The sequence below is a fragment of the Hymenobacter aerophilus DSM 13606 genome (genome assembly GCF_000382225.1).
GTDB classification, from domain to species: Bacteria; Bacteroidota; Bacteroidia; order Cytophagales; family Hymenobacteraceae; genus Hymenobacter; species Hymenobacter aerophilus.
The window spans coordinates 61,653-87,069 of sequence record NZ_KB907818.1; the positions used below are offsets into that span (position 1 = coordinate 61,653).

At 61.0% G+C, this 25,417-nt stretch carries 19 protein-coding genes; 3 read left to right on the plus strand and 16 right to left on the minus strand.

Features of this window, described 5'->3' with window-relative positions; all coding sequences use genetic code 11:
- Positions 1–72: 72 nt before the first annotated feature.
- Together ileS and H145_RS0113850 are read right to left on the minus strand one after the other, a co-directional pair.
- Positions 73–3,477, minus strand: a complete 3,405-nt coding sequence (ileS, locus tag H145_RS0113845) for an isoleucine--tRNA ligase (RefSeq protein WP_019948757.1) — start codon at positions 3,475–3,477, stop codon at positions 73–75.
- 190 nt (positions 3,478–3,667) lie between these two features.
- Entirely contained in the window at positions 3,668–6,091 is a 2,424-nt protein-coding gene (locus H145_RS0113850; protein WP_019948758.1) for an efflux RND transporter permease subunit, read from the minus strand.
- A gap of 235 nt (positions 6,092–6,326) precedes the next feature.
- Between H145_RS0113850 and H145_RS0113855 the strand changes: the two genes are divergently transcribed.
- Positions 6,327–6,725 carry a hypothetical protein gene (locus H145_RS0113855; RefSeq protein WP_019948759.1) on the plus strand — a complete coding sequence of 133 codons (399 nt, stop codon included), beginning with the start codon at positions 6,327–6,329 and terminating at the stop codon, positions 6,723–6,725.
- A gap of 68 nt (positions 6,726–6,793) precedes the next feature.
- On the opposite strand, the gene H145_RS0113860 is transcribed toward H145_RS0113855, so the two are convergent.
- The 3 genes from H145_RS0113860 to H145_RS0113870 form a co-directional block, all read right to left on the minus strand.
- Positions 6,794–7,129 (minus strand): DUF5615 family PIN-like protein, encoded by a 336-nt coding sequence (locus H145_RS0113860; protein ID WP_019948760.1) that lies wholly within the window; start codon positions 7,127–7,129, stop codon positions 6,794–6,796.
- Between the two features lie 10 nt (positions 7,130–7,139).
- On the minus strand, positions 7,140–7,373 hold the full coding sequence (locus tag H145_RS0113865; RefSeq protein WP_019948761.1) for a DUF433 domain-containing protein: 234 nt from the start codon (positions 7,371–7,373) through the stop codon (positions 7,140–7,142).
- An 87-nt stretch (positions 7,374–7,460) separates the two neighbouring features.
- Positions 7,461–8,984 carry a glycine--tRNA ligase gene (locus H145_RS0113870; RefSeq protein WP_019948762.1) on the minus strand — a complete coding sequence of 508 codons (1,524 nt, stop codon included), beginning with the start codon at positions 8,982–8,984 and terminating at the stop codon, positions 7,461–7,463.
- A gap of 274 nt (positions 8,985–9,258) precedes the next feature.
- On the opposite strand from H145_RS0113870, the gene H145_RS0113875 reads away from it, so the two are divergent.
- On the plus strand, positions 9,259–10,665 hold the full coding sequence (locus H145_RS0113875) for an inorganic phosphate transporter (protein WP_019948763.1): 1,407 nt from the start codon (positions 9,259–9,261) through the stop codon (positions 10,663–10,665).
- A 203-nt stretch (positions 10,666–10,868) separates the two neighbouring features.
- Here the strand turns inward: H145_RS0113875 and H145_RS0113880 are convergent, their stop codons facing one another.
- From H145_RS0113880 to H145_RS0113925, 10 genes are all read right to left on the minus strand, one after another.
- Complete coding sequence (locus tag H145_RS0113880; protein ID WP_019948764.1) at positions 10,869–11,351, minus strand: hypothetical protein; 483 nt, start codon at positions 11,349–11,351, stop codon at positions 10,869–10,871.
- A gap of 122 nt (positions 11,352–11,473) precedes the next feature.
- Positions 11,474–11,965 (minus strand): DUF4385 domain-containing protein, encoded by a 492-nt coding sequence (locus H145_RS0113885; RefSeq protein ID WP_019948765.1) that lies wholly within the window; start codon positions 11,963–11,965, stop codon positions 11,474–11,476.
- A 1,011-nt stretch (positions 11,966–12,976) separates the two neighbouring features.
- A complete protein-coding gene (locus H145_RS0113890) occupies positions 12,977–14,611 on the minus strand; it encodes an Ig-like domain-containing protein (protein ID WP_019948766.1) in 1,635 nt (544 codons plus the stop codon).
- Between the two features lie 235 nt (positions 14,612–14,846).
- Positions 14,847–15,746, minus strand: coding sequence for a class I SAM-dependent methyltransferase (locus H145_RS0113895; RefSeq protein WP_019948767.1), 900 nt, complete (start codon positions 15,744–15,746; stop codon positions 14,847–14,849).
- Between the two features lie 282 nt (positions 15,747–16,028).
- Positions 16,029–17,897 (minus strand): tRNA uridine-5-carboxymethylaminomethyl(34) synthesis enzyme MnmG, encoded by a 1,869-nt coding sequence (mnmG, locus tag H145_RS0113900; RefSeq protein WP_019948768.1) that lies wholly within the window; start codon positions 17,895–17,897, stop codon positions 16,029–16,031.
- Between the two features lie 182 nt (positions 17,898–18,079).
- Positions 18,080–18,565, minus strand: coding sequence for an RDD family protein (locus tag H145_RS0113905; RefSeq protein WP_083937794.1), 486 nt, complete (start codon positions 18,563–18,565; stop codon positions 18,080–18,082).
- Between the two features lie 51 nt (positions 18,566–18,616).
- The gene (locus H145_RS0113910) at positions 18,617–19,312 is read right to left on the minus strand and encodes a GNAT family N-acetyltransferase (protein ID WP_019948770.1); all 696 of its coding nucleotides are present in this window, start codon (positions 19,310–19,312) and stop codon (positions 18,617–18,619) included.
- Positions 19,313–19,554: 242 nt separating this feature from the next.
- On the minus strand, positions 19,555–20,037 hold the full coding sequence (gene ybeY / locus H145_RS0113915; protein WP_019948771.1) for an rRNA maturation RNase YbeY: 483 nt from the start codon (positions 20,035–20,037) through the stop codon (positions 19,555–19,557).
- 63 nt (positions 20,038–20,100) lie between these two features.
- Complete coding sequence (locus tag H145_RS0113920; RefSeq protein ID WP_019948772.1) at positions 20,101–20,568, minus strand: ATP-binding protein; 468 nt, start codon at positions 20,566–20,568, stop codon at positions 20,101–20,103.
- 52 nt (positions 20,569–20,620) lie between these two features.
- Positions 20,621–24,061 (minus strand): DUF4175 family protein, encoded by a 3,441-nt coding sequence (locus H145_RS0113925; protein ID WP_019948773.1) that lies wholly within the window; start codon positions 24,059–24,061, stop codon positions 20,621–20,623.
- A 330-nt stretch (positions 24,062–24,391) separates the two neighbouring features.
- On the opposite strand from H145_RS0113925, the gene H145_RS0113930 reads away from it, so the two are divergent.
- On the plus strand, positions 24,392–25,024 hold the full coding sequence (locus tag H145_RS0113930; RefSeq protein WP_033426253.1) for a hypothetical protein: 633 nt from the start codon (positions 24,392–24,394) through the stop codon (positions 25,022–25,024).
- Between the two features lie 131 nt (positions 25,025–25,155).
- Here the strand turns inward: H145_RS0113930 and H145_RS21360 are convergent.
- Positions 25,156–25,417: integrase core domain-containing protein (locus H145_RS21360; protein WP_157541570.1), on the minus strand; the 262-nt coding region annotated here is incomplete at its 5' end.

The window sequence follows — 25,417 nt, forward strand, 5'->3', positions numbered from 1 at the left end:
TGGGGCCGGCTCCGGGCTTTATGCGCCGGTGTGCCAACCGCCGGTTTGGGGCCGGCGGTTGGCGCTTCAGCCTCAGGCAGTTGCCGCTTCCAGCCGCACAGGCACCTGATAGTCGTCAAATTCGAGCACGGAATCACCGTTCACATCAACCGCGAAATCGAGGCTGAGGGCCTGGATTTCCTCGCGGATGTAGTCACCGAACGACTGTACGGCGGCTTCCAGCTCGGGCTGCTGGCCCAGCGTTACGCGGATTTTGTCCTGCACTTCCAGGCCGCTGTCTTTGCGCAGGTTTTGAAGGCGGTTCACCAGCTCGCGGGCCACGCCTTCCTGACGCAGCTCGTCGGTCAGCGTCACGTCGAGGGCTACCGTGAGGGGGCCGTCGGTGGCCACGAGCCAGCCGGGCAAGTCGTCGGTGCGGATTTCCACGTCGTCGGGAGCCAGGGTATAGGTTTCACCCTCAATTTCCACGCGTAGGCTTCCCTCCTTCTCCAGCTGGCTGATTTCGGCGGCCGTCATCTGCTGGATACGGGCGCCTACCACCTTCAGCTTGGGGCCGTACTGCTGGCCCAGGCGCTTGAAGTTGGGCTTCACCGACTTCACCAGCACGCCGCTGGTGTCGTCGAGGAACTCCACGTGCTTCACGTTCACCTCGGCGCAAATCAGGTCTTCCACCTTGCCCACCTGCTCGCGGGTGCGGTCATTGAGTACCGGCACCAGGATGCGCTGTAGCGGCTGGCGCACCTTCAGCACCGACTTCTTGCGGAGCGAGTGGGTGAGCGAGGAAATTCGCTGGGCCAGCTCCATCCGCTCCTCCAGCGCCTTATCAATGCGGGCCTCATCGGCCTGCACGAGCAGCGTCAGGTGGATGGATTCGGCCTTTTCGGCGGCGGGGGCGGCAGTGTTGAGGTTCTGGAACAGCCACTCGGCGAAGAAGGGCGCGATGGGCGACATGAGCTGGGCCACCACTTCGAGGCACTCCTGGAGCGTTTCGTAAGCGGCGCGCTTGTCGGTGGTCAGCTCGCCCTTCCAGAACCGCCGGCGCGAGAGGCGCACGTGCCAGTTGGAGAGCTGGTCGGTCACGAAATCCTGGATGGCGCGGGCGGCCTTGGTAGGGTCGTAGGCGTCGTAGTGGCCGCGCACTTCCTGAATCAAGGACTGCAGCTTGCTCAGCACCCAACGGTCCAGCTCGCCCAGCTCGGCGTGCGGCACGCGCGGTTTCTGGCCCGGCCGGAAGCCGTCGAGGTTGGCGTAGAGGGCGTAGAACGAGTAGGTGTTGAACAGCGTGCCGAAGAAACGGCGCTGCACCTCCGTGATGCCGTTGAGGTCGAACTTGAGGTTGTCCCAGGGCTGGGCGTTGGCAATCATGTACCAGCGCGTGGCGTCGGGACCGTATTGGGCGATGGTGGCAAACGGGTCGACGGCGTTGCCGAGGCGCTTGCTCATCTTGTTGCCGTTCTTATCGAGCACCAAGCCGTTGGCCATCACGTTCTTGTAGGCCACCGAGTCTTCCAGCATTACGGCCAGCGCGTGCAGCGTGAAGAACCAGCCGCGGGTCTGGTCCACGCCTTCGGCAATGAAATCGGCCGGGAAATTCTGGTGGAACTGCTCGGCGTTTTCGAGCGGATAGTGCCACTGGGCGTAAGGCATGGCGCCGCTGTCGAACCAGACGTCAATCAGGTCCGGCTCCCGGTACATGGGCTGGCCGCTGGGGCTCACCAGGAAAATATCGTCTACGTAGGGACGGTGCAGGTCCACCTTTTCGCCGTTGGCGTAGGGGTTGTGGGTCATGATTTCGGCCGCTACGGCCTTGTCAATCTCCTGCTTCATCTGCTCAATCGAGCCGATGCAGATTTCCTCGGTACCATCCTGGGTGCGCCAGATGGGCAGCGGCGTGCCCCAGTAACGCGAGCGGCTCAGGTTCCAGTCCACCAGGTTTTCGAGCCAGTTGCCGAAGCGGCCGGTGCCGGTGCTGGCGGGCTGCCAGTTGATGGTTTTGTTGAGCTCGATGAGCCGGTCCTTGACGGCCGTGGTTTTGATAAACCACGAGTCGAGGGGGTAGTAGAGCACGGGCTTGTCGGTGCGCCAGCAGTGCGGGTAGGTGTGCTCGTACTTCTCCACTTTGAAGGCCGTGCCGTCGCCTTTCATGCGGATGGCAATGCTTTCGTCGAGGGTCTTGTAGTCGGCGCCGCTCTGGTCGTGGCCGTCGTAGTTCTTCACCCAGCGGCCCCCGAATTCGCCCATCTGGGCCACGTAGCGGCCGGTGCGGTCCACGATGGGGCCGAGCTTGCCCTCGGCGTCGGCCAGCAGCAGGGCCGGAATACCGTTCTGCTGGGCCACCCGGAAGTCGTCGGCGCCAAACGTGGGCGAGATGTGCACGATGCCGGTACCGTCCTCGGTGGTCACGAAGTCGCCGGGAATCACGCGGAAGGCGTTTTCCTCGTTCTCGAAGGCTGGAAAACCTTTGTCGTGGCCGAAGAGGCGCTCGTAGCGGATGCCGATGAGGTCGGCGCCGGTGAATTCGGCGACCTGCCGCCAGGGCAACAGTTTGTGGTCGCTTTCGGCGTAGCCTTCAAACGACGCCGCAAACCCCTTCTCCGTGAAATATTTGCTTACTAAAGCCTTCGCCAGCACCACGTAAATAGGGGCGTAGGTGTAGGGATTGAATGTTGAAATGAGGACGTACGGAATGTTTTTCCCCACGGCCAGGCCCGTATTAGCGGGCAGCGTCCAGGGCGTCGTCGTCCAAGCTAAGATGAAGACTTCCGGTGTCGTGGTAGTACGTTGTGAAGCATCGGCTGCTACAAACAGCTTCTCCGAAACTGAATCCAACACCACCTTGAACTGGGCTACCACCGTCGTGTCCTTCACGTCGCGGTAGGTGCCGGGCTGGTTGAGCTCGTGCGAGGACAGGCCGGTGCCGGCCGCTGGCGAGTAAGGCTGGATGGTGTAGCCCTTGTAGAGCAGGCCCTTGTCGTAGAGCTTCTTGAGCAGCGCCCAGCAGCTTTCGATGTACTCGGGCTCGAAGGTGATGTAGGGGTCGTCGAGGTCCACCCAGTAACCCATCTTCTCAGTCAGGTCGTCCCACTGGGCCTTGAAGCGCATGACGGTTTCGCGGCAGCGCTGGTTGTACTCCTCGATGCTGATTTTCTTGCCGATATCCTCCTTCGTGATGCCCAGCTCCTTTTCCACCTGCAGCTCAATGGGCAGGCCGTGGGTGTCCCAGCCGCCCTTGCGGGGCACCTGCTTGCCCAGCAGCGTCTGGTAACGGCAGAAGATGTCCTTCACGGTGCGGGCCATCACGTGGTGGATGCCGGGGGCGCCGTTAGCCGAGGGCGGCCCCTCGTAGAACACAAACGTGGGCTGGCCCTCGCGGCTGCTCACGCTCTTCTCAAAAATGTGGTGCTGCTTCCACCAGGCCAGGATATCGGTGCCAACCTGGCCGTAATTGAGCGGCTGCTTGTATTCGGGGTAGGACATTTTATGTTGAGCTATTTAGCCTCTAGTCGCCTCACCCCCTAGCCCCCCTCTCCAGGGGGAGAGGGGGAACTAGATATAGGTGCAACGAGCTAGCGCTAGAATTCGAATTCAATTTTTAGACTAGTTCCCCCCTCTCCTTTTTCGGAGAGGGGGCTAGGGGGTGAGGCGACTAGAGGCTAGAAGAAGACGACTAACTCTTCCGCATCCGTCCCAAATCCAGCTCCAGGTCGTCGTCCTCGGGTTGGTAGTTGTCGTCGTAGTGGCGGATGCTGGACTGGTCGATGGTAGTTTCGTCGGCCCCGTGCTCGAAGGTAACGAGCAGGCAGGGCAGCAGAATCAGGTTGGAGAAGTTGGTAATGAGCAGGCTGGCCGACATGAGCAGACCCAGGGCCTTAGTGCCGCCAAACTCCGAGAAGGCAAACACCGAAAAGCCCAGAAACAGCACAATGCTGGTGTAAATCATGCTGGTGCCCGCCTCCGAAAGCGTGGTGCTGATGGCGGCCCGCACCCGGCGGCCGTTGATGGCCATTTCCTGCCGGAACTTGGCCAGCAGGTGAATGGAGTTGTCGCCATCAATGCCCAGCGCGATGCTGAAAATGAGGGCTGTGCTGGGCTTGAGCGGGATACCGAAGTAGCCCATAATGCCGCCCGTGAGCAGCAGCGTAAAGAAGTTGGGCAGCAGCGCGAAGAATACCGTCCGGAAGGAGCGGAACAGGATCAGCACCACCAAACCCACCAGAATAAAGGCGTGGAGCAGGCTGCTTTTGAGCGTACCGATCAGGAACTCGTTGCCCTTGGTGAAGATGATGGTGGTGCCGGTGAGGCGGGCGGTGAGGTCGGTGCCCTTGAAGATTTTGTCAATCTGGGGCCGAATCTGGTTGCTGAGCAGCGTGTCGAGGTTCTGCGAGCCGATGTCGGCAATTTTGAGCGAGATGCGGGCCTCGCGCATCGTGGAATCGGTGAACGAGCGCAGCAACTTGCTGGTGAGGTTGCCCTCGGCGCCGGGCTGGTTCTGCGAGCGGGCCAGGTAGCTGAAAATGTAGTTCTTCTCGGAGTTGTCGGGCAGGCGGTAAAACTCGGGGCTGCCGTTGTAGAAGGCTTGGTTGGACGCCTTCAGCGCCGTTACCACGCTCACCGGGCTCGTCAGCACGGGCTGGGTGCGCAGGTAGTTTTCGAGCCGGTCGATGCGCTCCAGGTTCTTGAGCTTCAGCAGACCCTTGGGCCGGCCGGTATCCACCACAATTTCCAGCGGCATCACTCCATTAAAGTGCTGCTCGAAGAACTTGAGGTCGGAGTTCACCGACGAATCCTTGGGCAAATCGTCGACCATGTACGACACGGCCCGCACCTTGCTCACGCCCACGCCGGCCAGCACGGCTAGCGCCAGCGTCGTCAGGTACACCGTGCGGCGGCGCTCCAGCACCAGGTAATCGAAAAACTCCAGCAGCTTGATGAGCGGCTTGGCGTCGAGGTGGTCGAGTTGCTTGGCCGTGGGCGGCGGCAGGATGGTGAAGATGATGGGCATCAGAATAAACGACACCAGAAAGGCGACGTAGATATTGATGGTGGCCACCAGCCCGAACTGATACAGAATGGCAATGTTGGTGAAGCAGAACACCACGAAGCCAATGGCCGTGGTGGTGTTATTCATCAGCGTCACGAGGCCGATTTTGCGCACCACCCGCGTCATGGCCAGCACCTGGTTGCCCGATTTGCGGTAGTCGTAGTGGTAGCGGCTGAGCAGGTAGGTGCAGTTGGGGATGCCGATAACGATGATGATGCTCGGAATCAGGCCGGTCAGCAGATTGATTTTAAAGCCCATCAGCACCATGCTGCCGATGCACCAGATTACCACAATCAGCACAATCAGCAGCGGAAACACCACCGCCGACCAGGTGCGGAAGAACATGAGCAGCGTCAGGGCCATCATGGCGATAGTGAGGGCCACGAACAGCTTCATTTCCGAGGCCACTTTGGTCGTCATCGTGGCCCGCACGTAGGGCAGGCCGGCGTAGTGCAGCCGGATTTTGGTGTCCTGCTCGAACTGGTGGGCGTGGCCCAGGATTTCGGCCATCACGGCCTCGCGGCGGCTCGAATTGAGGTATTTAGGGTCAAGAGTGAGGGCCAGCAGTGTGGCGCCGGTGGTAGGCGAAATCAACTGGCCCTTATAAAACTGCTGCTCGTTTACCACCCGCATCAGCGAATCCAGCTCGGCCTGCGAGGCGGGCGGGCCGTGGAAGATGGGCACGGCCCGGAAGGTGCGGTTGGTGGTGTCTTTTTCGAGCCGCGGCAGCCGCGTGACGCTTAGCACGCCGTTCACGCCCTCCACCCGGCTGAGCGTGTCGGTGAGCAGCCGGAGCTGGTTGAACTTGCCCAGCTCGTACACCGAGCTGTCCTGCATGCCCAGCACGAGCACGTTGCCGTCTTCGCCGAACTGGCGCTTGAACTGCTGGAAATACACCATGTCCGGGTCGTCGGGCGCGACCACCTGGGCGAAGTCGTAGGTCATCTCGACCTTGCGCGCCTCCCAGGCCATAAACACGGTAATGGCCGCCAGCAGCCCCACCAGCAGCTTGCGGTTCTTAATTACAAACAGGGCAAGATTCCGCCACATAGACCGTTAAAATACCGCAAAGGTACGCAACCGGGAACAGGTGGCCCATGAAGATCTGCGAGTAAGTGCCGGACGGACAGCCGCTTCAGGCGAAAACTTTCTCAGGCAAAATATTTTTTGTTCGGAATATATGAAACATTTTGCGCCGCCTTTACCGTAACTGAACCTTATTCAAGCGTTTGCAGTTGCATATAATTGCACTTTGAACGCATTTGCTTGTTATTTTTCAATTAGCATGGTATTGTACCATTCTCCCGACGCCTCTCTCACCTTCGATTCTCACTCGGAAACGCTGCTGCTGAGCTACTCAGCTACCGGACTGTCGGTTTCATTCGGGCAGGCTTACCAGCTGGCGCTGGAAGAAATGCTGGCCCAGAACATCGGCAAGCTGCTGCTCGACCTCAAGCGCAACGCCCCGCCCACCGACGATCTGGAGGAGCTGTTTGCCCCGCTCAGCGAAGTAACGGCCCGGCAGCCGGCCCAGCCCCTGTTCATTGCGGCCCTGGTTTCGGAAGGCCAGTACCAGTACCAGATCGGCAACTCGCTGGCCTCCTCCACCCTCCCCCCCGACCAGGTCGAGTTCAACTACTTCACCTCCCGCCGCGACGCCACCCAGTGGCTTAGCGAGAATTAAGCGTGTCTGACCCGTTAAAAGCCGAACGGCCCTCCTGCAAGCAGGAGGGCCGTTCGGCTTTTAACGGGTCAGACAGTTTCGATGTGCGTAGCAAAAACGCGCGTCAGTCGCACCCCCGGCTTACTGCTTGCCTCCAGCACCGCCGGCCAGACGCGCTCCAGAAACAACCAAAGCTCACGCCGACGCATGTTGCCAATGCACAGCCGGATAACGTGCGGCGGCGCTTGGTTTTGCACCAGCACTTCGTAATCAACATCCTTGGTGATGACCGTCAGATTGTGTTCAACGGCGTAGGCCCACACCTGCTCGTCGCTCCAGGCCAGATTGGGCACCGGCTCGTAGTCGGGCGTGTGCCAGATGGCGAAACGGTGCGGCAGGTTGGCGTCAATCAGAAACTTCGGCATAGCGGCAAAGTCAGGCCGCGAAGCTGATGAAGTTCTGCCGGGCTAAGTTCTCGGAGGCAAACCGCAGGCAGGCCTGGATATCGGCCATTTCCAGGAACGGGTAGCTTTCCAGCACGTCTTCGGCCGAGTCGCCGGCGGCCAGAAACTCCAGCACCGTCTGTACCGTCAGGCGCAGCCCCCGGATGGTTGGCTTGCCGCCGCATAGGTGCGGGTCGAGAGTGATTCGGTCGTGGATGTACTGCATGGCCAATAATTCAGGAGGTCTGCCAAGATACAAAAAGGCCCCATTCCGGTAGCGGAACGGGGCCTTCACGTAAAGTTAGCTGGTTGCCTACAACTGCTCGAATATGCGCGAGAAGCTCACGGCCTCGCCGATGTAGCTGCGCAGTTCGGCAATCGGCAGGCGGTTTTGCTCGCGCGAGTCGCGGTGGCGCACCGTCACGGTGTCGTCCTCCAGCGTCTGGCCATCGACTACGATGCAGAACGGCGTGCCGATGAGGTCCTGGCGGGTGTAGCGCTTGCCGATGGCATCGCGCTCCTCCATAATCACCCGGAAATCGTGGCGCAGGGCGTTGAAGATTTCGGTGGCTTTCTCGGGCATGCCGTCCTTTTTCACCAGCGGGAAAATGGCCGCCTTGATGGGCGCCACGGCGGGGTGCAGCTTGAGGAACGTGCGGGTTTTGGTCTGCTCCTTGTCGCCTTCGCCTTCGGTAATGGTTTCTTCCTGGTAAGCCTGGCAGAGCGTGGCCAGGAACAGGCGGTCGGCGCCGGCCGAGGTTTCCACCACGAAGGGCACGTAGTTGCCGTAGGCCTTGCCGGTTTCGGGGTCGATGTCGGCGTCGAAGTACTGCTGCTTCTTCTTGCTGAGTGTCTGGTGCTGGGTCAGGTCGAAGTCGCCGCGCGAGTGGATGCCCTCAATTTCCTTGAAGCCAAAGGGGAATTCGTACTCGATATCGACGGCGGCTTTGGCGTAGTGGGCCAGCTTGTCGTGGTCGTGGAAGCGGAGCTTGTCGGCGGGCAGGCCCATCACCTCGTGCCAGCGGCGGCGCATGGTTTTCCAGTGCTCGTACCACTCGCCCTCGGTGCCGGGGCGCACGAAAAATTGCAGCTCCATCTGCTCGAACTCGCGCATCCGGAAGATGAACTGCCGGGCCACGATTTCGTTGCGGAAGGCCTTGCCAATCTGGGCAATACCAAACGGCACCTTCTGGCGGGCCGACTTCTGCACGTTCAGGAAGTTGACGAAGATGCCCTGGGCCGTTTCGGGGCGCAGGTAAATCAGGCTCGAATCTTCGGCCACGGCGCCCACCTGGGTCGAGAACATCAGGTTGAACTGGCGCACCTCGGTCCAGTTACCGGTTTTGCTGATGGGGCAGACAATCTGCTCGTCGATGATGAGCTGGCGAACCCCGGTCAGGTCCTCGGCCGTCAGCAGGCGGCCCATTTCGGCCAGCAGGGTTTCGGCGCGGGCCAGCTCGCCATTTTTCTCGTGCTCGGCGGCGCGGTCTTCGAGCAGCACGTCGGCGCGGTAGCGCTTCTTGCTGTCGAGGTTGTCAATCATGGGGTCCGAAAAGCCATCGACGTGGCCCGAGGCTTTCCAGGTGAGCGGGTGCATAAAAATGGCGGCATCGAGGCCCACCACGTTCTGGTGGAGCTGGGTCATGGCCTTCCACCAAAGCTGCTTGAGGTTATTTTTCAGCTCCACGCCGTTGGGGCCGTAGTCGTACACGGCGCCCAGGCCGTCGTAGATTTCGCTGGACTGAAACACGAAGCCGTACTCTTTGGCGTGCGACACGATATTGGCCAGCGTGCCTTCGGTAGTGGCCGCGGCGGCGGGTTTGGGGGCGTTGCTCATGGCAGATGCAGAAGTTGAGAGGGGTCAGGCATTCCGGGCGAAGCGCGGAACGAGAGGCAAAAGTAGCCAAAGCCCTGCCCCCAACCCAGCCCGGCCGCGAAACGGCGCCAGGGCCCGGCTGGCGGAGCCGCTTCAACCAACGCCGGCCGGTTGCGTTTAGCGCTTCAGCCGCCTGCCCGCCAACCCGGACAGTAACAATTTCATAATCTTGCCCTGCCTGAGGCCCGAACTACCTTTGGGTTGATTTTCCCGATACCTCACCAACTCCCCCCTTATGTTTGGCTTAGAGCCTCATGTGCTGCTGCTGCTGATTGCCTGTCTGGTGGCGGCCTGCGCATTTGAATTCGTCAACGGCTTCCACGACACGGCCAACGCCGTGGCCACGGTTATCTACACCAATGCCCTGCGGCCCTGGGTGGCCGTTATCTGGTCGGCGTTCTGGAATTTTATCGGCGTGCTCACGGGCGGCGTGGCCGTGGCCATGACCATCGTGTACCTGCTGCCCGTCGAGAGCCTGGTTGATCAGAACGTGTACCACGGCATTGCCATGGTGGGCGCGCTGATTGTGGGCGCCATCATCTGGAACATCGGCACCTGGTACTACGGGCTGCCTTCGTCGTCGTCACACGCGCTTATCGGCTCGATTCTGGGCGTGGGCATTGCCTACAGCTTCCTGCCCGGCGTGGTCGATTCGGGCGTGAACTGGAGCGAAGCCAGCAAAACCGGCCTGGCGCTCATCATCGGGCCGGCCTTCGGTTTCACACTCACCATCCTGCTCATGTTCCTACTGCGGCGCCTGATCAAGGACAAATCCATCTTCAAGGAGCCCCACAAGCACAAGCCGCCACCGCTCTGGATTCGCCTCATTCTGGTTACGACGTGCACGCTGGTGAGCTACTTCCACGGCTCGAACGACGGGCAGAAGGGCGTGGGCCTGATTATGCTCATCCTCATCGGCATCGTGCCCACCTACTTCGCCCTCGACCACAGCAAAAACCCGCTCGACATGCGCGATTCGCTGGTAAAGGTAGAGCAGGTGATGAGCCGCGTGAACGTGCGCGAGCTGAGCCTGGCCGACCAGAAAACGGTAGCCGAAATCCGGGTGCAGACGAATTCGCTGGACCGTATTTTCGAGGGCAAAACCAAGGTCGAGCAGATTCCGGAGTCCGACCGCTTCCAGCTGCGCAAAGGCATTCTGCTGCTCGCCAACCGGGCCCTCATCATCCAGAAAAGCGACAAAGTGCGCCTGAGCACAATTGACCGGCAGACGCTGGACACGGGCCTGATAGGGCTGAAGTCGTTCACCGATTACGCCCCGACCTGGGTGTTTATCGTTGTGTCGCTGTCGTTGGGCGTGGGCACGATGGTGGGCTGGCAGCGCATCGTGAAAACCATTGGCGAGCGGATTGGCAAGGAGCACCTGAGCTACGCGCAGGGCGCTTCCTCCGAGCTCGTGGCCGCCTCCATGATTGGCATCAGCTCGGGCCTGGGCCTGCCGGCTTCCACCACCCACGTCCTCACCTCATCCATTGCGGGCAGCATGGTGGCCAGCCGCGGCGTGAAGAACGTGAACCCCACCATGGTACGCAACATTGCCCTGGCCTGGGTGCTCACGCTACCCGTTACCATGACACTTTCGGGCCTGCTGTTTCTGCTGTTCCGCACTATTCTGCCGGGCTAATCTGCTTAGCAGCATCTTGAAATAAGCTAAAAAGCCGCTCCGGAAACCGGGGCGGCTTTTTTTATGATTGGCTGTTTTTCAGCGCAGTGCCAGAATGAGACAGACTTCCCTAAACTGGATGCTAACGGTGGAAAAGAGCGGAATATGAAGAAGTTATCAACTTATCAACAGCTAAAAGCTAAAGATTTGTGGATAACTCCGGATTAAGCGGGCCATTGCACCTCTAAATCCTCATCAATGAACACGCCGAAGTTGACGAACTGCAACTCCTCATCTTCGAAATACATGTCAATCATTTCCTTTTCGTAGGAAACGCGCATCTCGCCGGTATCCATTTTCTCCACTTCGCTCTGCTCGTGGCCGTGGCGCTTCATCAGTTCCTGAATCTGCTCGGGGCTGCGGCCGTGGATGGCCTCGCCATAGAGGCGGATGCCGGGGTGGTCGGTTTCGATGCAGCTCAGGCGGTAGTCGTCTTCGCGGTCGAAGTACAGCGAGTAGCCTTCGTCGAGGTAGTTCCAGGCCTGGTGCTCGAACTCATCGTCGTCTTCCGACTCCTCGATTTCCTCGGGCTCGCCCATCAGAGCGCGCACCTCGTCCTGGGAGGCGCCAAACTTGAGCGGGCCCATGCCCGTGCCGAGGCGGATTTCGTGTTCTTCGGTGTTGGAGTTTTGAGCGGAGTTTTCCATAGTCGTCTTTTTTTAAGCTGATAGCTATTAGCTGTTGGCTGCTAGCTTTTGCTGGGTTAACGGTTTTAAAACTTGAATGGCCAAAGCTAACAGCTAAAAGCTCTCAGCTAACCGCTCACGTATTATTTGCCGTAGCGCTCCTGAAACCCGGCCCGCTGCTCCTGGTAGTCGGGGTGGGCGCGGGCCTCGTCCCATTTGGCTTTGAAGATGGCGGCCGACTCGGCCTTTACGGGGTCTTCGGGGGCGCGGGGCAGCTCGGGGCGGCCTTGGGCGCCGCTCTGGCCCTTTTTATCGTCGGGTACGGGGCCGTCGTACTTCTTGCCGCCGCGGTGGTTGGCGTAGCGCCTGGAGCGGGTGTAGCCCATCTGCAGAAACTTGCGGGCCATATCGGCGCCCACAAAGTCGTGGGCCTTCAGGTAGGCCTCAAACAGCCCGTAAATCGTGTCGGCCGACTCCCGAGCCACCTCGGGGGTGCGGAAGCGCCAGTGGGGCAGAATCTCGCCTTTATAGGGCTGCACCAGCAGCACGCCCTGCTCGCCCTTGCCCACCCGGTACAGCTCGGGGTGGCGGCGGAAGTCCACGGCGTCGAAATCGAGGTCGTAATTGAAAGGCATAGGCGGTGGCCGGTAAGCGCCCGGCAAGGAGGCAAGGCCTGTATACGCGCCTTTGGCCGCCGGGGCTGCCTCCTGCCCTACTGCCGCAGCCGGGCCCCGGCCGCCTTACTACGCTGGCCAAACCTGGTTGGCAGCTTTTGGGGCGGGCGGCGGCGGCGCTGGCCGGCGGGCTGCTTTCCCGGGTTTTGCGAAACCGGCCCGCTTATCCACAAGCTTAATAACTTTTGAATTTCATTTTTTTAAATAAATCTTTTTAATCCCCATCGTTAGGGCTGTTGATAAGTGGATAAGAATTGAGGGTTATCCACGGCCGGGATAACATGTGTACAAGGTTCCACTTATCCACCGTCTGCCAACAGGGTGTGTGGATAGTAAATTTCTGTATGCAAGGACTTTACAGGAGTTATGCACTATCCACAGGGCTTATCCCGATATCCACAATCCACATCCACACAGCGGTGTGGATTGTGGGATTTTCGGGGGATAGTTATCCACCCTTATCCACCACCGCCCGGGTGCATAACCAGGCTGCCACGGCGGCCGGACTACCAAAAAAAGATGTCCGCAACTTCTCCACGGCTTATCCCCAGGTTTCCCCACCCTTATCCACAGCTTATGCATCCTCGCCCCACAGACGTGGAAAACTATGTGGATTAGCCCCGGCCCGTAGCGCCAAAAATGCCCTGACGACCTCCATCCTGCGTTTTGGCCTGTGGATATCTCAACAGCCCCAGCACTATATAGCTCGAAATAGGATTATACCTGCCAGGCCGCGTCGGGCACCCGCTGCCCCTCACTAGCTGCTGACACCTCCCCCGGCAGGCACCCGCAGCCCCAAAGCGGCCAACCAAACCAAACCCGCCAGCAACCCCTGCAAGCCACCCTACCGGTGCCCCTACAACAGCAACGCCCGGCAAACCTGCGCGTCTTGGGCGCTTGCTTCACTCCCGGTAGTCACAAAAAAGCCCGAATCCGCTGCCGGATTCGGGCTTTGTGCTGAGCAATACAGGCTTAGAAGCTCAGGGTTTCTACGTTGTCGAAGTTGGAGCGGATGGTGATGGGCTTGGGGAAGAGGAATACCGGCTCGGGCGCAGCCTTGAGGTCTGGGTCGCCGCCCTGCCAGCGGCCGTCCTGGTTGGTGTCGATGAGCACGCGCAGGCGGTAGGTAGCGGGCGCCAGGTTGTCGAAACGGTAGCTGCCCGTGGGCGAGTCGAGCGTCTGGAGCACCTGGCCTTTTTCGTCCAGCAGTTGCACCCAGTAGCGCTTGGCCGTGGTCTGGATGGGCCCGCTGAGCGTGCCGGTTGTGGTCTGGTCGACCACTTTGAGCTTCAACGGCCGCAGCCCCAGCCCCCGGCCCGTGATGCTCTGGATGGCGGTGCTGTCGAGCTGCAGCGTAATGGTTTTCTGGGCCTTGGTGTCGAGGTTGATGGCCAGCGTGGTGCGGTCAGGGCTGAGGCTGCCATCCTGCGGCAGGCGCAGCGGGCGGCGCTTCACCGAATCCTCCACCAGCGTCCCGAGGGGCTTTTTTGGGTCAACAATACGCACGGGTTCGGTAAACACGAACTTCACCTGGCCCTGGCGGTACACCTCCCTGGGGTTGCCTTCCACGGCGTAGGCCGGCAGCGGTTTGGGGGCCTTGGGCGGCGGCTCGGCAAACTTCACGGCAATAGTGTCGCGGGCCACGTTGCCGGCGCTGTCGGTGGCGGCCAGCAGGTAGCGGCCTTCGCTGAGGGCGGCGGTGCGGTAGAGCACGGCCGTGCGGTTGCGCTCGGTCAACTGCACGGCTTCCTGCAGGGCCGGCGCCGGCGTAGTCGCGCTACCCGAGCTGCCCAGCGGCGCGAGCGAGGCCGCCAGCAAACCCTCGTTGTAGCTGATGCGCTGGTCGGTCGGCGAGCTTTTCTGGGTCGTGATGAGCGGGCGGCGGCTGTCGGGCTTGGTCAGCACGAAGCGCAGCGTGTCGGGCGTGGGGCCCACCGTCAGCAGCTCGCCACCGGGCCGGTAGGCTATGGCCTCGGGCTCCTCGTAGCGGTTCGTCTGGTTTTTGTCGGCCAGCGCGTAGGCCCGGTAGCGGCCTTCTTTCAGATAACTGAGCGCGAAGTTGCCCTGCTTGTTGGTGCGCGCCAGGTAAGTGGGCACGCCCCGCCGGATGTCCGAGGTATCGGCCTCAGGGTACAGCAGCACCGACACGCCCTCGGCCGGCTGCTGGCTCAGCAACCCTACCACCGAGCCCCGCACCGCGCCCGAATCGAGCTGGGCCCCGGTGCTGAAACTGACCGTCACGTTTTCGGCCTTGTTCTTCTCGGTGATGTCGCTGATGGCGTCGCCGAAGTTGAACGAGTAGGTGGTGTTGGGCAGAAAGGGCTTCTCGAAGGTGAGCGTGATGGAGGTGCGGTCTTCCCGGACTTTATAGGTGTTACTCTTATCGAGCACCGGGGCCACCAGCAGGTTTTTGGCCAGATCAGTCAGCTGCACCTGCTCCGAAAACTCCAGCCGAATGCTCTGCCCCTTCACGTTGCGGGTGCCGTTGGCCGGCGTGGAGCTGATGAGCTTGGGCAGCGTTGTGTCGCGCGCGCCGCCCTCGGGCGAGCTGATGGCCGCGCAGCCGCCCAAAGTTCCGGCCGTAATCAAGAGGAAAGCTATGCGCATCGAGCGGTGAAATGGTGAAATGGTGAAATGGTGAAATGGTGAAATGGTGAGTTGCGGTTCGCGGGGCCTAGCAGCGCACCAAGCCGTTGGGGTAACCCACTTTTTTTGCCATACTATCCCTGTTGCCATACCGGTTTAACGACATCTCCGCCCTGGTAGTACCACGGCAAAGAAGCTGGCCCCCGCAGCTACCACAGCGCCAACAGGCTTGCTAAATGTCAATCTCACCATTTCACTATTTCACCGCCTTGCGGGCCACGTAAATCAGGGAGCTGTACTGGCCCTCGTGGCGGGCGGCGTGCTGGTTCGACTGGTAGCCGGTTTTCAGCACCGACAGCAGCCCGCCCTTCCGCTCGGCACGGTGCTTTTCGCTGAGCATGCTCACGTAATAGGCATCCAGCGGCATGGGCAACTCCTGCACCACTTGCAGCTTGTGCTTTTTGAGCAGCAGCTTCATGGTGCGGGGGCTGAAGTGGTACAGGTGCCGGGGCACGTCGTAGGCCGCCCAATCGGGGCCGTAGTGCTGGGCATCGAGGCTCTCCACGTTGGGCACGGCAATGAGCAGCGTGCCGCCGGGCCGCAGCAACCGAATGAGCTGCCGGAGCGTGTCGTTGAGCGTGTGCACGTGCTCCAGCACGTGCCAGAGCGTAATGGCATCAAACGAGCCTTCCTGGAAATCGACCAGCCCGGCCAGCCCGATAGACTGGCCCACCCGGCGGCTGGCTTCCTCGCGGGCCCCGGCGTTGGGCTCCCAGCCGGCCACCTGCCAGCCGTCGGCCTTGGCAGCGGCCAGGAAGTGGCCCGTGCCGCAGCCGTAATCGAGCAGCTTGCCCCCGCTGGGCACCAGCTTGTTGAGCAACGCCACCTTGCGGCGCATAGTGAACACCCGCGCCACTTTGTAGGCCTGGTTGATGAGCCCGCCCGCCCCGCTGTTGTGCGATACGTACTCGTCCGACTCGTAGTAGCGGCCAATGTGGGCGGCATCGGGCCGCGGGTTGGTGAACTGGAAGGAGCAGGCCGCGCACTGCTGAATGGCGAAACTCTCGCGGCTCACCGACTTATCCTCCACCACCAGCTTGTTGCGCAGCTCCGTTTTGCCGCACACCGGGCACTCCTCCAGTCGCTCGTAAATCACTGATTCTCGCTGATTAGGTTGATTCCGCTGATTTCTACGTCCTGATGGAGTCTGGAAGTCAGCCGTAAGACGAAGGTACAAAACCAAACCGGCCGCCGAATCCGAAGGAAACGGCGGCCGGTTGGTGGTACTATAAGAGCGGCTGAAAAAACACCTGTCATTCTGAGCGGAGCGAAGAATCTCGCGGGCCAAAGTAATCCTGTCATCAGGAGTTAGCATGGCCCGTGAGATTCTTCGCTCCGCTCAGAATGACAGGTGTTTCTAATGCTCAAACTGACCACTTTACCGGCCCAGATACACCATCAGCACCGACACGTCGGCCGGGCTGACGCCGCTGATGCGGCTGGCCTGGCCCAGGGTTTCGGGCTGAATCTTGAGCAGCTTTTCGCGGGCCTCGTGCGAGAGGGCGGGCATGGCCTGGTAGTCGAGGCGGCCCCCGATGATGAAGTTTTCCAGCTCCTGCACGCGGGCGGCCTGCTGATGCTCCTTCTCCAGGTAAGCCTCGTATTTGACCAGAATTTCGGCCTGCTCCAGCGCGTCGGGGCGGTAAGGCTCTAGCGCCAGCGCGAGGCCGGGTAGGACCGCGGCCAGGGCCGGCAGCCCCACGGCCGGACGGCGCAGCAGGTTCACGGCGCGGGTTTTCTCGCTGATTTCGGCCGAGCCGATTTCCAGCAGCCAGCCGTTGATGTCGGCCGCTTCGATGCCGAAGTTCTTCAGCAGCTTAGTCACTTCCTGGGTCTGTTGCTCCTTTTCGCGCACCAGCTGCATCCGTTCTTCCGAGGCCAGGCCCAGCTCGTAGCCCAGCGGCGTGAGGCGCAGGTCGGCGTTGTCCTGGCGCAGCAGCAGGCGGTGCTCGGCGCGGCTCGTGAACATGCGGTAGGGCTCGTCGGTGCCCTTGTTCACAAGGTCGTCGATGAGCACGCCGATGTAGGCCTGGCTGCGCGAGAGCACGAACGGGGCCTGCCCGTGCACCTTGCGGTGGGCGTTGATGCCGGCCATGAGGCCCTGGCAGGCGGCCTCCTCGTAGCCGGTGGTGCCGTTTATCTGGCCCGCGAAGTACAGACCCGCCACCCGCTTGGTTTCCAGCGTGAGGTGCAGCTGGGTGGGCGGGAAGAAGTCGTACTCGATGGCGTAACCGGGACGGAACATCTTGGCATTCTCGAAGCCCGCGATTTTGCGCAGGGCGCGGTACTGCACGTCTTCGGGCAGGCTGCTCGAAAAGCCGTTCACGTACACTTCCACCGTGCTCCAACCTTCGGGCTCCACAAAAATCTGGTGGCGGTCCTTGTCAGCGAAGCGGTTTATTTTGTCCTCCACGCTCGGGCAGTAGCGCGGCCCCAGCCCCTTGATGCGTCCCTGAAACATGGGCGACTGCTCGAAGCCCTCCTTCAGGATTTCGTGCACCGCGGGGTTGGTGTAGGTGATGTAGCAGGGCCGCTGCCGGGGCAGCGCGGGCGTGTCGAGATACGAAAACTTGCCGGGTACCTCGTCGCCGGGCTGCTCCTCCATCTTGCTGTAATCGAGGCTGCGGCCATCCACGCGGGGCGGAGTGCCGGTTTTCATGCGGCCCGCCTCGAAACCCAGCTCCAGCAGCTGCTCGGTGAGGCCGGTGCTGCCCTTCTCGGCCATGCGGCCGCCGCCAAACTGCTTCTCGCCGATATGGATGAGCCCGTTGAGGAAGGTGCCGTTGGTGAGCACCACCGATTTGCCTTTAAACTCGATGCCAAGCTGGGTTTTCACACCCACGCACACGCCGTCTTCCACCAGCAAACCCGTTACGGCCTCCTGCCAGAAATCCACGTTGGGTGTCTGCTCCAGCGCCAGCCGCCACTCCTCAGCAAACCGCATCCTATCGGATTGCGCCCGCGGGCTCCACATGGCGGGGCCCTTCGAGCGATTCAGCATCCGAAACTGAATCATGGTTTTGTCGGTGATGATGCCCGACAGGCCGCCCAGCGCATCTACCTCGCGCACAATCTGCCCCTTGGCCACGCCGCCCATGGCCGGGTTGCACGACATCTGGGCGATGGTGTTCATGTTCATGGTCACCAGCAGGACTTTGGAGCCCAGCGTGGCGGCGGCGGCGGCGGCCTCGCACCCGGCGTGGCCCGCGCCCACCACAATTACGTCGTATTCTTCAGCTTGAAACATAGTTGATTAATCTGCCCGCGCCGGAAAGAGTTCAACGCGGAGAAGCCGCCGCAAATTTACCGCCTTTTGAACTCTAAACCGGAAAGCCGTCAGCTGTTAGTTGATAGCCATATTCCAGCGAGGGCAGGGCTAAGAACTATACCGGCTTAGTAATAACATAAAAGCACTTAACGTCAATATGATTACAGGCCCAGCCAGTTGAAAAAGATGTGCACGAGTAATATATAGAGCCCGGTACCGATAAGCGTGTAGAACGTGTTGGGAGTTACTCGATAGGCAGCCAATTCCTGCCGCCAGGAGCATGCGTTTTTTGAAGCATCCACTACCTGCGTGTTGGCTATATAATCCCCCAGTCGTTTCCGCCCATTTATCGCCAGTATCATGACTTCCAGTGGCCATATGAGAAGCGTGGTATTGCGCAAAAAGCACTGCCACTCGTTTGCGCGAGCACCCCCATTATCCTGGACTTGCGTGTTTAACAAGCGCTTTAAAGGGCTTTGGCCTTTTAGAAAGTCTTTATTCAGATAAAGCATGAGCACGAAATAGAAGCCCCATTTCTCATGCATAAAAATAGAAAGCGCCATTATAGGCGCGCCTATCATCACTATGCTAGCATGCTCCCCCAGCATAGAGAGCAAGCGAAACTTTCGATTTACAGGTAGTTGCATTAAATAAGAAGGCCTGCTAAAATGTATCGTACAAATAAGGAAACGGCCTTATTAAAGACCAATAGGTCCTGTCACCGCCGCGTTCTGGGCCACCACCCGCTCCCAGGAAAACGGGTGCCACTCTTCCTGCAGGCAGTCGAATACTTCGGTGGCGGCCGGGCAGGGGAACAGCTTGTAGTCGAACTTGGGGTAGCCGTGGACTACGTAGCCGGGGTAGTAGTGCGTGTAGTGGCGGCGCCGGGCCTCCTCTATCTTCAGTAGCATCAGCATTTTGCCCGGGCTGAATTTGCGGTACCCGGGGTCGTAGAAGTTCATGATGCCGGCCATCGTCCGCTCGCCGCTGTCGAAGATGCCGGCCGCAATCAGCCGGCCCGCCTCGCGCACCTCCAGGGTTTCGGTCTGGAATACGTTGTGGGTGGCCCCGTTCAGCAGAAAGGTTTCCACCGTATCGGGCGCGTCGAAGCTGATGCTCTGGCGGTAGCGGGCGTACAGTTCTTCCAACTCGGCCGTCAGCTCGAAGGGGCGAATGTGGATGGTAAACCGCTCGGCCTGGCGGAGCAGGCGGCGCTGGGCGGGGCCGTATTCCACTTCCGCCAGCACCAGCCGCAGCCAGTGCACCGTGTACACCGCCTCCCCCACCGGCAGAAACAGGCAGGTAAACAGGTCCTGGTGCATGCGGTAGTAGCCCTGGCTGAGGTAAAAATCCAGGGCCCGGCCGGGAATAACGAGTGGCGGCGTGGCGGACATAGAGTAATAGGGTGTAATAGGTAGTTCTGCTGGCGCACCCCACCCCCGGCCCGCCTTGCTCAAAGCGCAACATCCTCCGGGAGAGGGATGCGTTCAACGAGTTATCAAGCTCGCGTCTGGCACTCCTCTCCCGGAGGATGTTGCGCTTTGAGCAAGGCGGGCCGGGGGGGTGTACCGAAAGAAGAAAAAACGCCCGCGTTTCGGCAGGCGTTTTTAAGTCAATCAAACAATTAAAGCAACGCTTAAAACGTGCGCAGCAACAGGCAGTCGTCTTCCTTTTTGCGCATGGCGGTCTGGCTGAGCAGGTCCTTGTCGGCGTAGCCGAGCAGGTGCAGGACGCCGTGAATCATCACGCGGTGCAGCTCGTCGCGGAAGGGGACGCCGTGGATGGCGGCGTTTTCGCGTACCCGGTCGACGGAGATGAAGATGTCGCCTTCGAGAATATCGGCGTCGTCGGCGTTGTCGAAGGTGATGACGTCGGTGTAGGTGTCGTGGTCGAGGTATTCGACGTTGACTTTGTGCAGGTACTCGTCGGAGCAGAACACGTAGGTGAGCTGCACGATTTCGTGCTCGTGCACCTCGGCCACGCGCTCAATCCAGGAGGTCAGGTCGCGGGCGTCGTCGAGCTCGAAGTCCACTTCCTCCACCAGAAACTCAATGCCGTGGCTCTCGTTTCCGGGGCCCGGCTCGTCTAACTCGTTGTACTCGGTGGGCAGGTCACTCATGGCAGCCGGAAACGGGGATGAAACGGATAATCAGCAAAAATCCAACCTGAGCAAACAGCAAGCCTAGCGGGCAGCCGGCGTTTCGGCCCCGTTGATGGTCGAATGGCGCGCTTCGTCGTCGTCGGAAGCAGTGGGCAGCAGGAAGGTGAGCTGCACGTGGCGGCCGTCCTTGTTGAACTCCACTTCGTCGGCGAGGTGGCGGATGAGGAAGATACCGCGGCCGCCGGGGTTCTCGATGTTTTCGGGCGCCGTGGGGTCGAGCAGGTTCTCGTAATCGAAGCCGGCGCCCTCGTCCTCAATCTCAAACTTCACGCGGTCATCCTCCACCTGGAGCGACAGGAGCACGTTTTTGTCCTTGTCGAACTTGTTGCCGTGGCGGATGGCGTTGTTGACGGCCTCCGTGACGGCCACCATAATGTTGCCGTAAATATCGTCGTCGATGTGAAACGTATCCTTCGAGTTGTCGATAAAGCTTTCCACAACGCGGATGTTTTCAACGAGCGAAGGAATCTGAATTTTAACCTGCTTCATACTGGGTGAGAAAAGAGAAGGGCGGCGTAAGAGGGGTAAAAATAGCAGAACGCTACTTCATTTGCTGAAAATACTCGCTCACCTTGCGCTGGTAGTAGGGCGTGAGGGTGGGCGGCACGGCGCGCAGCAGCTCGGTCTGGCGGGTTTGCTGGCGCTGGTACTGCTGAAAAGCGGGCGGAAAAACGGGCGGACGTTGCTGGGCCGTCTGGGCTTCGCGCTTGTCGTCCTGGTCCCGCTCGCGGGCCGATTTCTCGGCTTCCAGCAAACGAGTGAGGATTTGGCGCTGGCGCATAATGGTTTGCTCCGTCAGCCGCTTGTTTACGAGGTCGGTTTCGGTTTGTTCCATCATTTTCTTGACGTCGCCGAGGCCGCCGGCGCCGCCCTGCCCTTGCCCCTCTTTGTTGGGGTCGGGTTTGCCACCGCCGGGCTTGCCGCCCTGCATGCGCTCCAGCTCCTGCATGGCCTGGCGCAGCATCTGCTGCTGGCCGGCCAGCTTGGCTAGTTCTTCGGACATGGCCCGGCCGGTTTTGCCGCTCTGCTGGAGCTGCTGAATCTGCTGGTTGAGCTGTTGCTGCATGCGGCCCAGCTGGCCCTCACCGGCCGAGGAGCCCTTTTTCTTTTTGCGGCCGGGTTTGCCGCCGCCCTGCATCTGCTGCTGGCTCTGGCTGTCGCGCTGTTGCTGCTGCATCTGCTGGAGGGCGTCGTTGAGCATCAGGGCCAGGTTGTTCATGCTGGTCATGGCCTGCTGCTGGGTGCTGGTGGCGCGGCCCACGTTGCGGTCCTTGATGTGGCCCAGGGCCTCGTCCATGCGGCCGTTCATCTCGCCCACCTCGCGGGTCACGAAGCTCTTAATCTGCGAAACGCGGTTGGCCAGCGCGTACAGCGAATCCTGCACCACGCGGGCGTCGTCCTTGAGCTTGCGCTGGGTCTGGCCGAGCTGCACAAAGCGCGGGTCGCTCTGATCCACCTGCCGGAACTGCTGCATCAGGCTTTCCTCATCGAAGCTGAGCTTGAGCAGGTTTTCGAGGATGTCGCGCAAATCGTCGATGTTCTGCTGCTGCTGGTCTTGCTCCTCCTGCTCCATCTGCTGCTGCATCTGCTGGGCCATCTGCTGCATCTTCTGGGCGGCCTGGCGCTGACTCTGGCTGGCCTTCTGGTTCTGGTTTTTGCCCAGCTGCTGCTGGCTCTGCTGCTGCTGCTGGTCCACCTCCTGCTGCTGCTGCTTCATCTCGTCGGCCCCGTTTTCGCCATCGAGCTGGCGGTCCATTTCCTTGAGGTTCTTGAGGTCTTCCTTCACCTCCTCAAACTTCTGCTGCTGCTCGGCTTGCTGGTCTTTTAGTTTTTGGTTTTCGGTTTTTTGTTGTTGGCTGTCTTTCCGATTAGCCGGATTGTTCTTGTCGTTTTTCTCGGTCTGCTCGGCCAGTTTCTGCTGCTCCTGGGCCAGCTGCTGGAGTTTTTCGAGGGCCTGGTCCTGCTTCTGCTCGAACTGCAGCTGCTTGAACATTTCCAGGGCCCGCTCCAGCTCCTTTTGCAGGGTGTTTTCCTTGTTTTCGAGCTGTTGCAGCAGTTTCTGGATGTCGGGCTGGTTCTGGTCTTCCTGCTGCTCCAGCAGCTTGCGTAGCTCCTCATAGAGCTTCTTGGTTTCGGGGTCGAGCAAATCGTCCATCAGCTTCTGCAGTTCCTTAGCCTTTTCGGCCAGCTCGTCGTTTTTCTGGGGGTCGAGCTGGTTCTGCTGCTCCTGCAGCTGCTCGAACTGGCGCTTGAGGTCGGCCAGGGCCTGGTCCATTTGCTGTTTGCTTTCGAGCATGTCCTTGAGCTGCTTGCGGTCCTGGAAGTTGAGGTCACGCTTCACTTTCAGCTTGTCCTGGGCCTTGGCCAGCTCGCGCTCCATCTTCTTCGAGTCCTGGGCGGCCTGGCTCAGCTCGCTCTGCATGGCCTGACTTTGCGAGGCCAGCTGCTGGCGCTGCTCGGTGCGCGAGGGCAGCCGGAACTCGGCCACCCGGCTCCGGCCGGGCTTGGCCCCGTTCACGCCGTCGTTGTCCCACACCTGCACGAAATACTCCAGCCGGTCGCCGGGCTTGAGGCTGAGCCGGCGCACGTCCCAGGCGTAGGCGTAGCTCTGGCTGGGGCCCGCGCCCAGCGGCAAGGCGCGGGTCTGGTAAGCCGCGTTGGGGTTGTTTTTGCCCAGGATGCGGTAGTGCAGCTGCAGGCGCGAGAAGCCGTAGTCGTCGCGCAGGTTGCCGCCCAGGGCCAGAAACTGGCGGGCCGTGGTGTCTTGGAAACTCTCCAGCGTCACCTCGGGGGCGGCGTCGGCCAGCACGGTCAGCTGGTACTCAATTGGGTCGCGGTTGGGACTGGCGGCGTTGCGCAGGCGCACGGCGTAGTGCTGGCTCCGGCGGGCCCGGCGGCGCACGTGGAACTGGCCGGCGGCGGCCTCATCGGGCGTAGCGGCTACGGTTTCGTTGGGGTTCTGGAACTGCAGCTGGAGCTGGTCGGTGGCTTCGGTCTGGAACTCCCAGCGCAGCTCCGTGCCCTCGGGCACCGTCAGGTTGCCGGTATTGCGGATGGTTTCGGCCGGCCGGCCCACGTAGGCCGGGTACACGGCCCGGATGGCAAAGTCGCGCAGATTGGGCCGGGCCTTCACCTTGAGCTTATATTCCGAAGAAGAAAACCCCGCCGCCGCCAGCTGGAAATCCACATTCTGGCGCAGTTGCTTGAAATCGTAGCGGAAACGGTTGCCGGCTTCGCGGGTCAGGCGGCGCTCCTTGCCCTCGTACTGAATGCTGATTTCGTTGGGCAGCACCTCCCCTTCCACCGTTACGCTCAGGCTGAAATCTTCGCCCTTGAACGCCGTGAGGCTCTTATTCTCGACCACGAACGTAAACGGCGCGGGCGGACTGTACTTGCGGTTGTAGTTGAGAATGCGGCCGGTGCCCTGCACAAACAGGCTCGGGTAAGCCAGCAGCAGCACCGCCACAACGGCCGCGGGCACGGCTACGTACTTCCACAGCGGCCGGCTCTGGCGCTGAATATCAATGCCCCGCGAAAACTCGACGCCCCGCAGCTGCCCGGCCCGCTGCTCGAGGCTGGCGGCCAGCAGGGCGTTTTCCTGGGCCTGCCCGCGCAGTTGCAGCGCGTTCAGCAGCCGGTCCTGCACCTCCGGAAACAGCTCCCCCACCCGGCGGGCCGCCTGCTCGTCGCTGAGCATGCGCCGCAAGTGCGTCAGGGCCGCCAGGGGTTGCCAAATCCAGCGCGCGAAGGCGTACACCACGCCCCCCACGAATCCGAACAGCAGCCCGGCCCGCACCCAGGTGGGCAGGTACAGGAAGTATTCGAGCAGGCTGAATACCAGAAACAAGCTCAGCAGCAGGCCGCCGGCCACCAGGGCCCCGCGCACCAGCAGGCTGAGGTAAAACTTGCGCTTAAACGCATCGAGCCGGCCCAGCACCTCGTCCAAAGCCCGGGTCGTCGCGGCATCTTGCTCCACTCCCATATGTATTAAGCTGTTAGCTGCTAGCTATTAGCCTTTAGCTCTTTTCTGATCAGCAACATCTTACGCCAACCGGGTTGCGCCGGCAAAGTTGCTTCGGCTCTTTCCACCACCCGATTCAAGTCCGGGAAAGATACAACTTTCACCCCGGTGGGTAGCGCTAGGATGGACAACGCGAGTGGGGCAAGTGGTTCCTTCTCTTGAGCTGTTAGCTGAGAGCTATTAGCTGTTAGCCTTTATGCAACGAGAAAAAAGCTATCAGCTAATAGCTCTCAGCTAACAGCTCAAGAGAACCGTACCTTTAGCCGCTTCCCCCTACTTCCCTCCCGGCGCGTGTCCCGATTGTTGGCCCTGGCGCTGTCGGCGGTGTTTCATCCGCTGCTGGTGCCGCTTTACTTGTTTTACGTAGTGTGCTACCAGCTGCCGGGCGTGGTGGCGCAGCCGGTCCTGGCCGGCCGGGGCGCGGTTATGGCCCTGGTGGCGGCCGGCACGCTGGCCCTGCCGGGGCTGGGCACGGCCCTGCTCGTGCGCCTGGGCTACGCCGACTCGGTGGAGTTGCAGCAGCGGCATCAGCGCACCGGGCCGCTACTGCTGGCCGTGGTGGGCTTTACTGCCACTTCTTTCCTGCTCTACCAGCCCGGCCGGTTCGATGCGCTGCTTTGCTGGCTGATGGCGGGCATGACGCTGGCCGTGCTGCTGACGCTGCTCATCACGCTGCGCTGGAAGATATCCGCCCACGGCGTCGGGATGGGCGGCGCGCTGGGCCTGCTGCTCCTGCTGAATTTCGGCGGTGCGGCCGGGGCCGCGGGGCTGTGGTGGCTGGCCGGCTGCGCAATGGTAGCCGCCGCCGTAAGCCGGGCGCGGCTGGTGCTCGATGCCCACACGCCCGCCCAGGTGTGGGCCGGACTGGCGCTGGGCCTGGGCCTGGGCGTGGCGCTGGCTATAGGGGCCGTTGCCGGTCTGTAGAGACGCGACCCCTCGCGTCTCAGCGTTGAACGGTACTACTTGCCCGATAGCGTTCGGACGTCGTTGTTCAGGCGGTACCGTTCAACATGGAGACGCGAGGGGTCGCGTCTCTACACTGTTGTCTCGTCCGGCTATTTGTTGACAGAAATAAGGCAAGGGCCCCGCTCGGATTTTCCGGCGGGGCTTTTTCCTTGCTGATGGACTTGGTTTGGCGTTAAATAGTTCAGGGCCAGGTGGGGGCGCTCTTCGTTGTAGAGGTGCATGGCTTGGTCGACGAGCAAACGGGCCTGGGCCAGCTCGTCGGGCAGCACGAAGAGGAACTCGTCTTTGAGGATGCCGTTGACCCGTTCGGCCAGCGCGTTCTGGTAGCAATCGTAGCCGTCGGTCATCGAG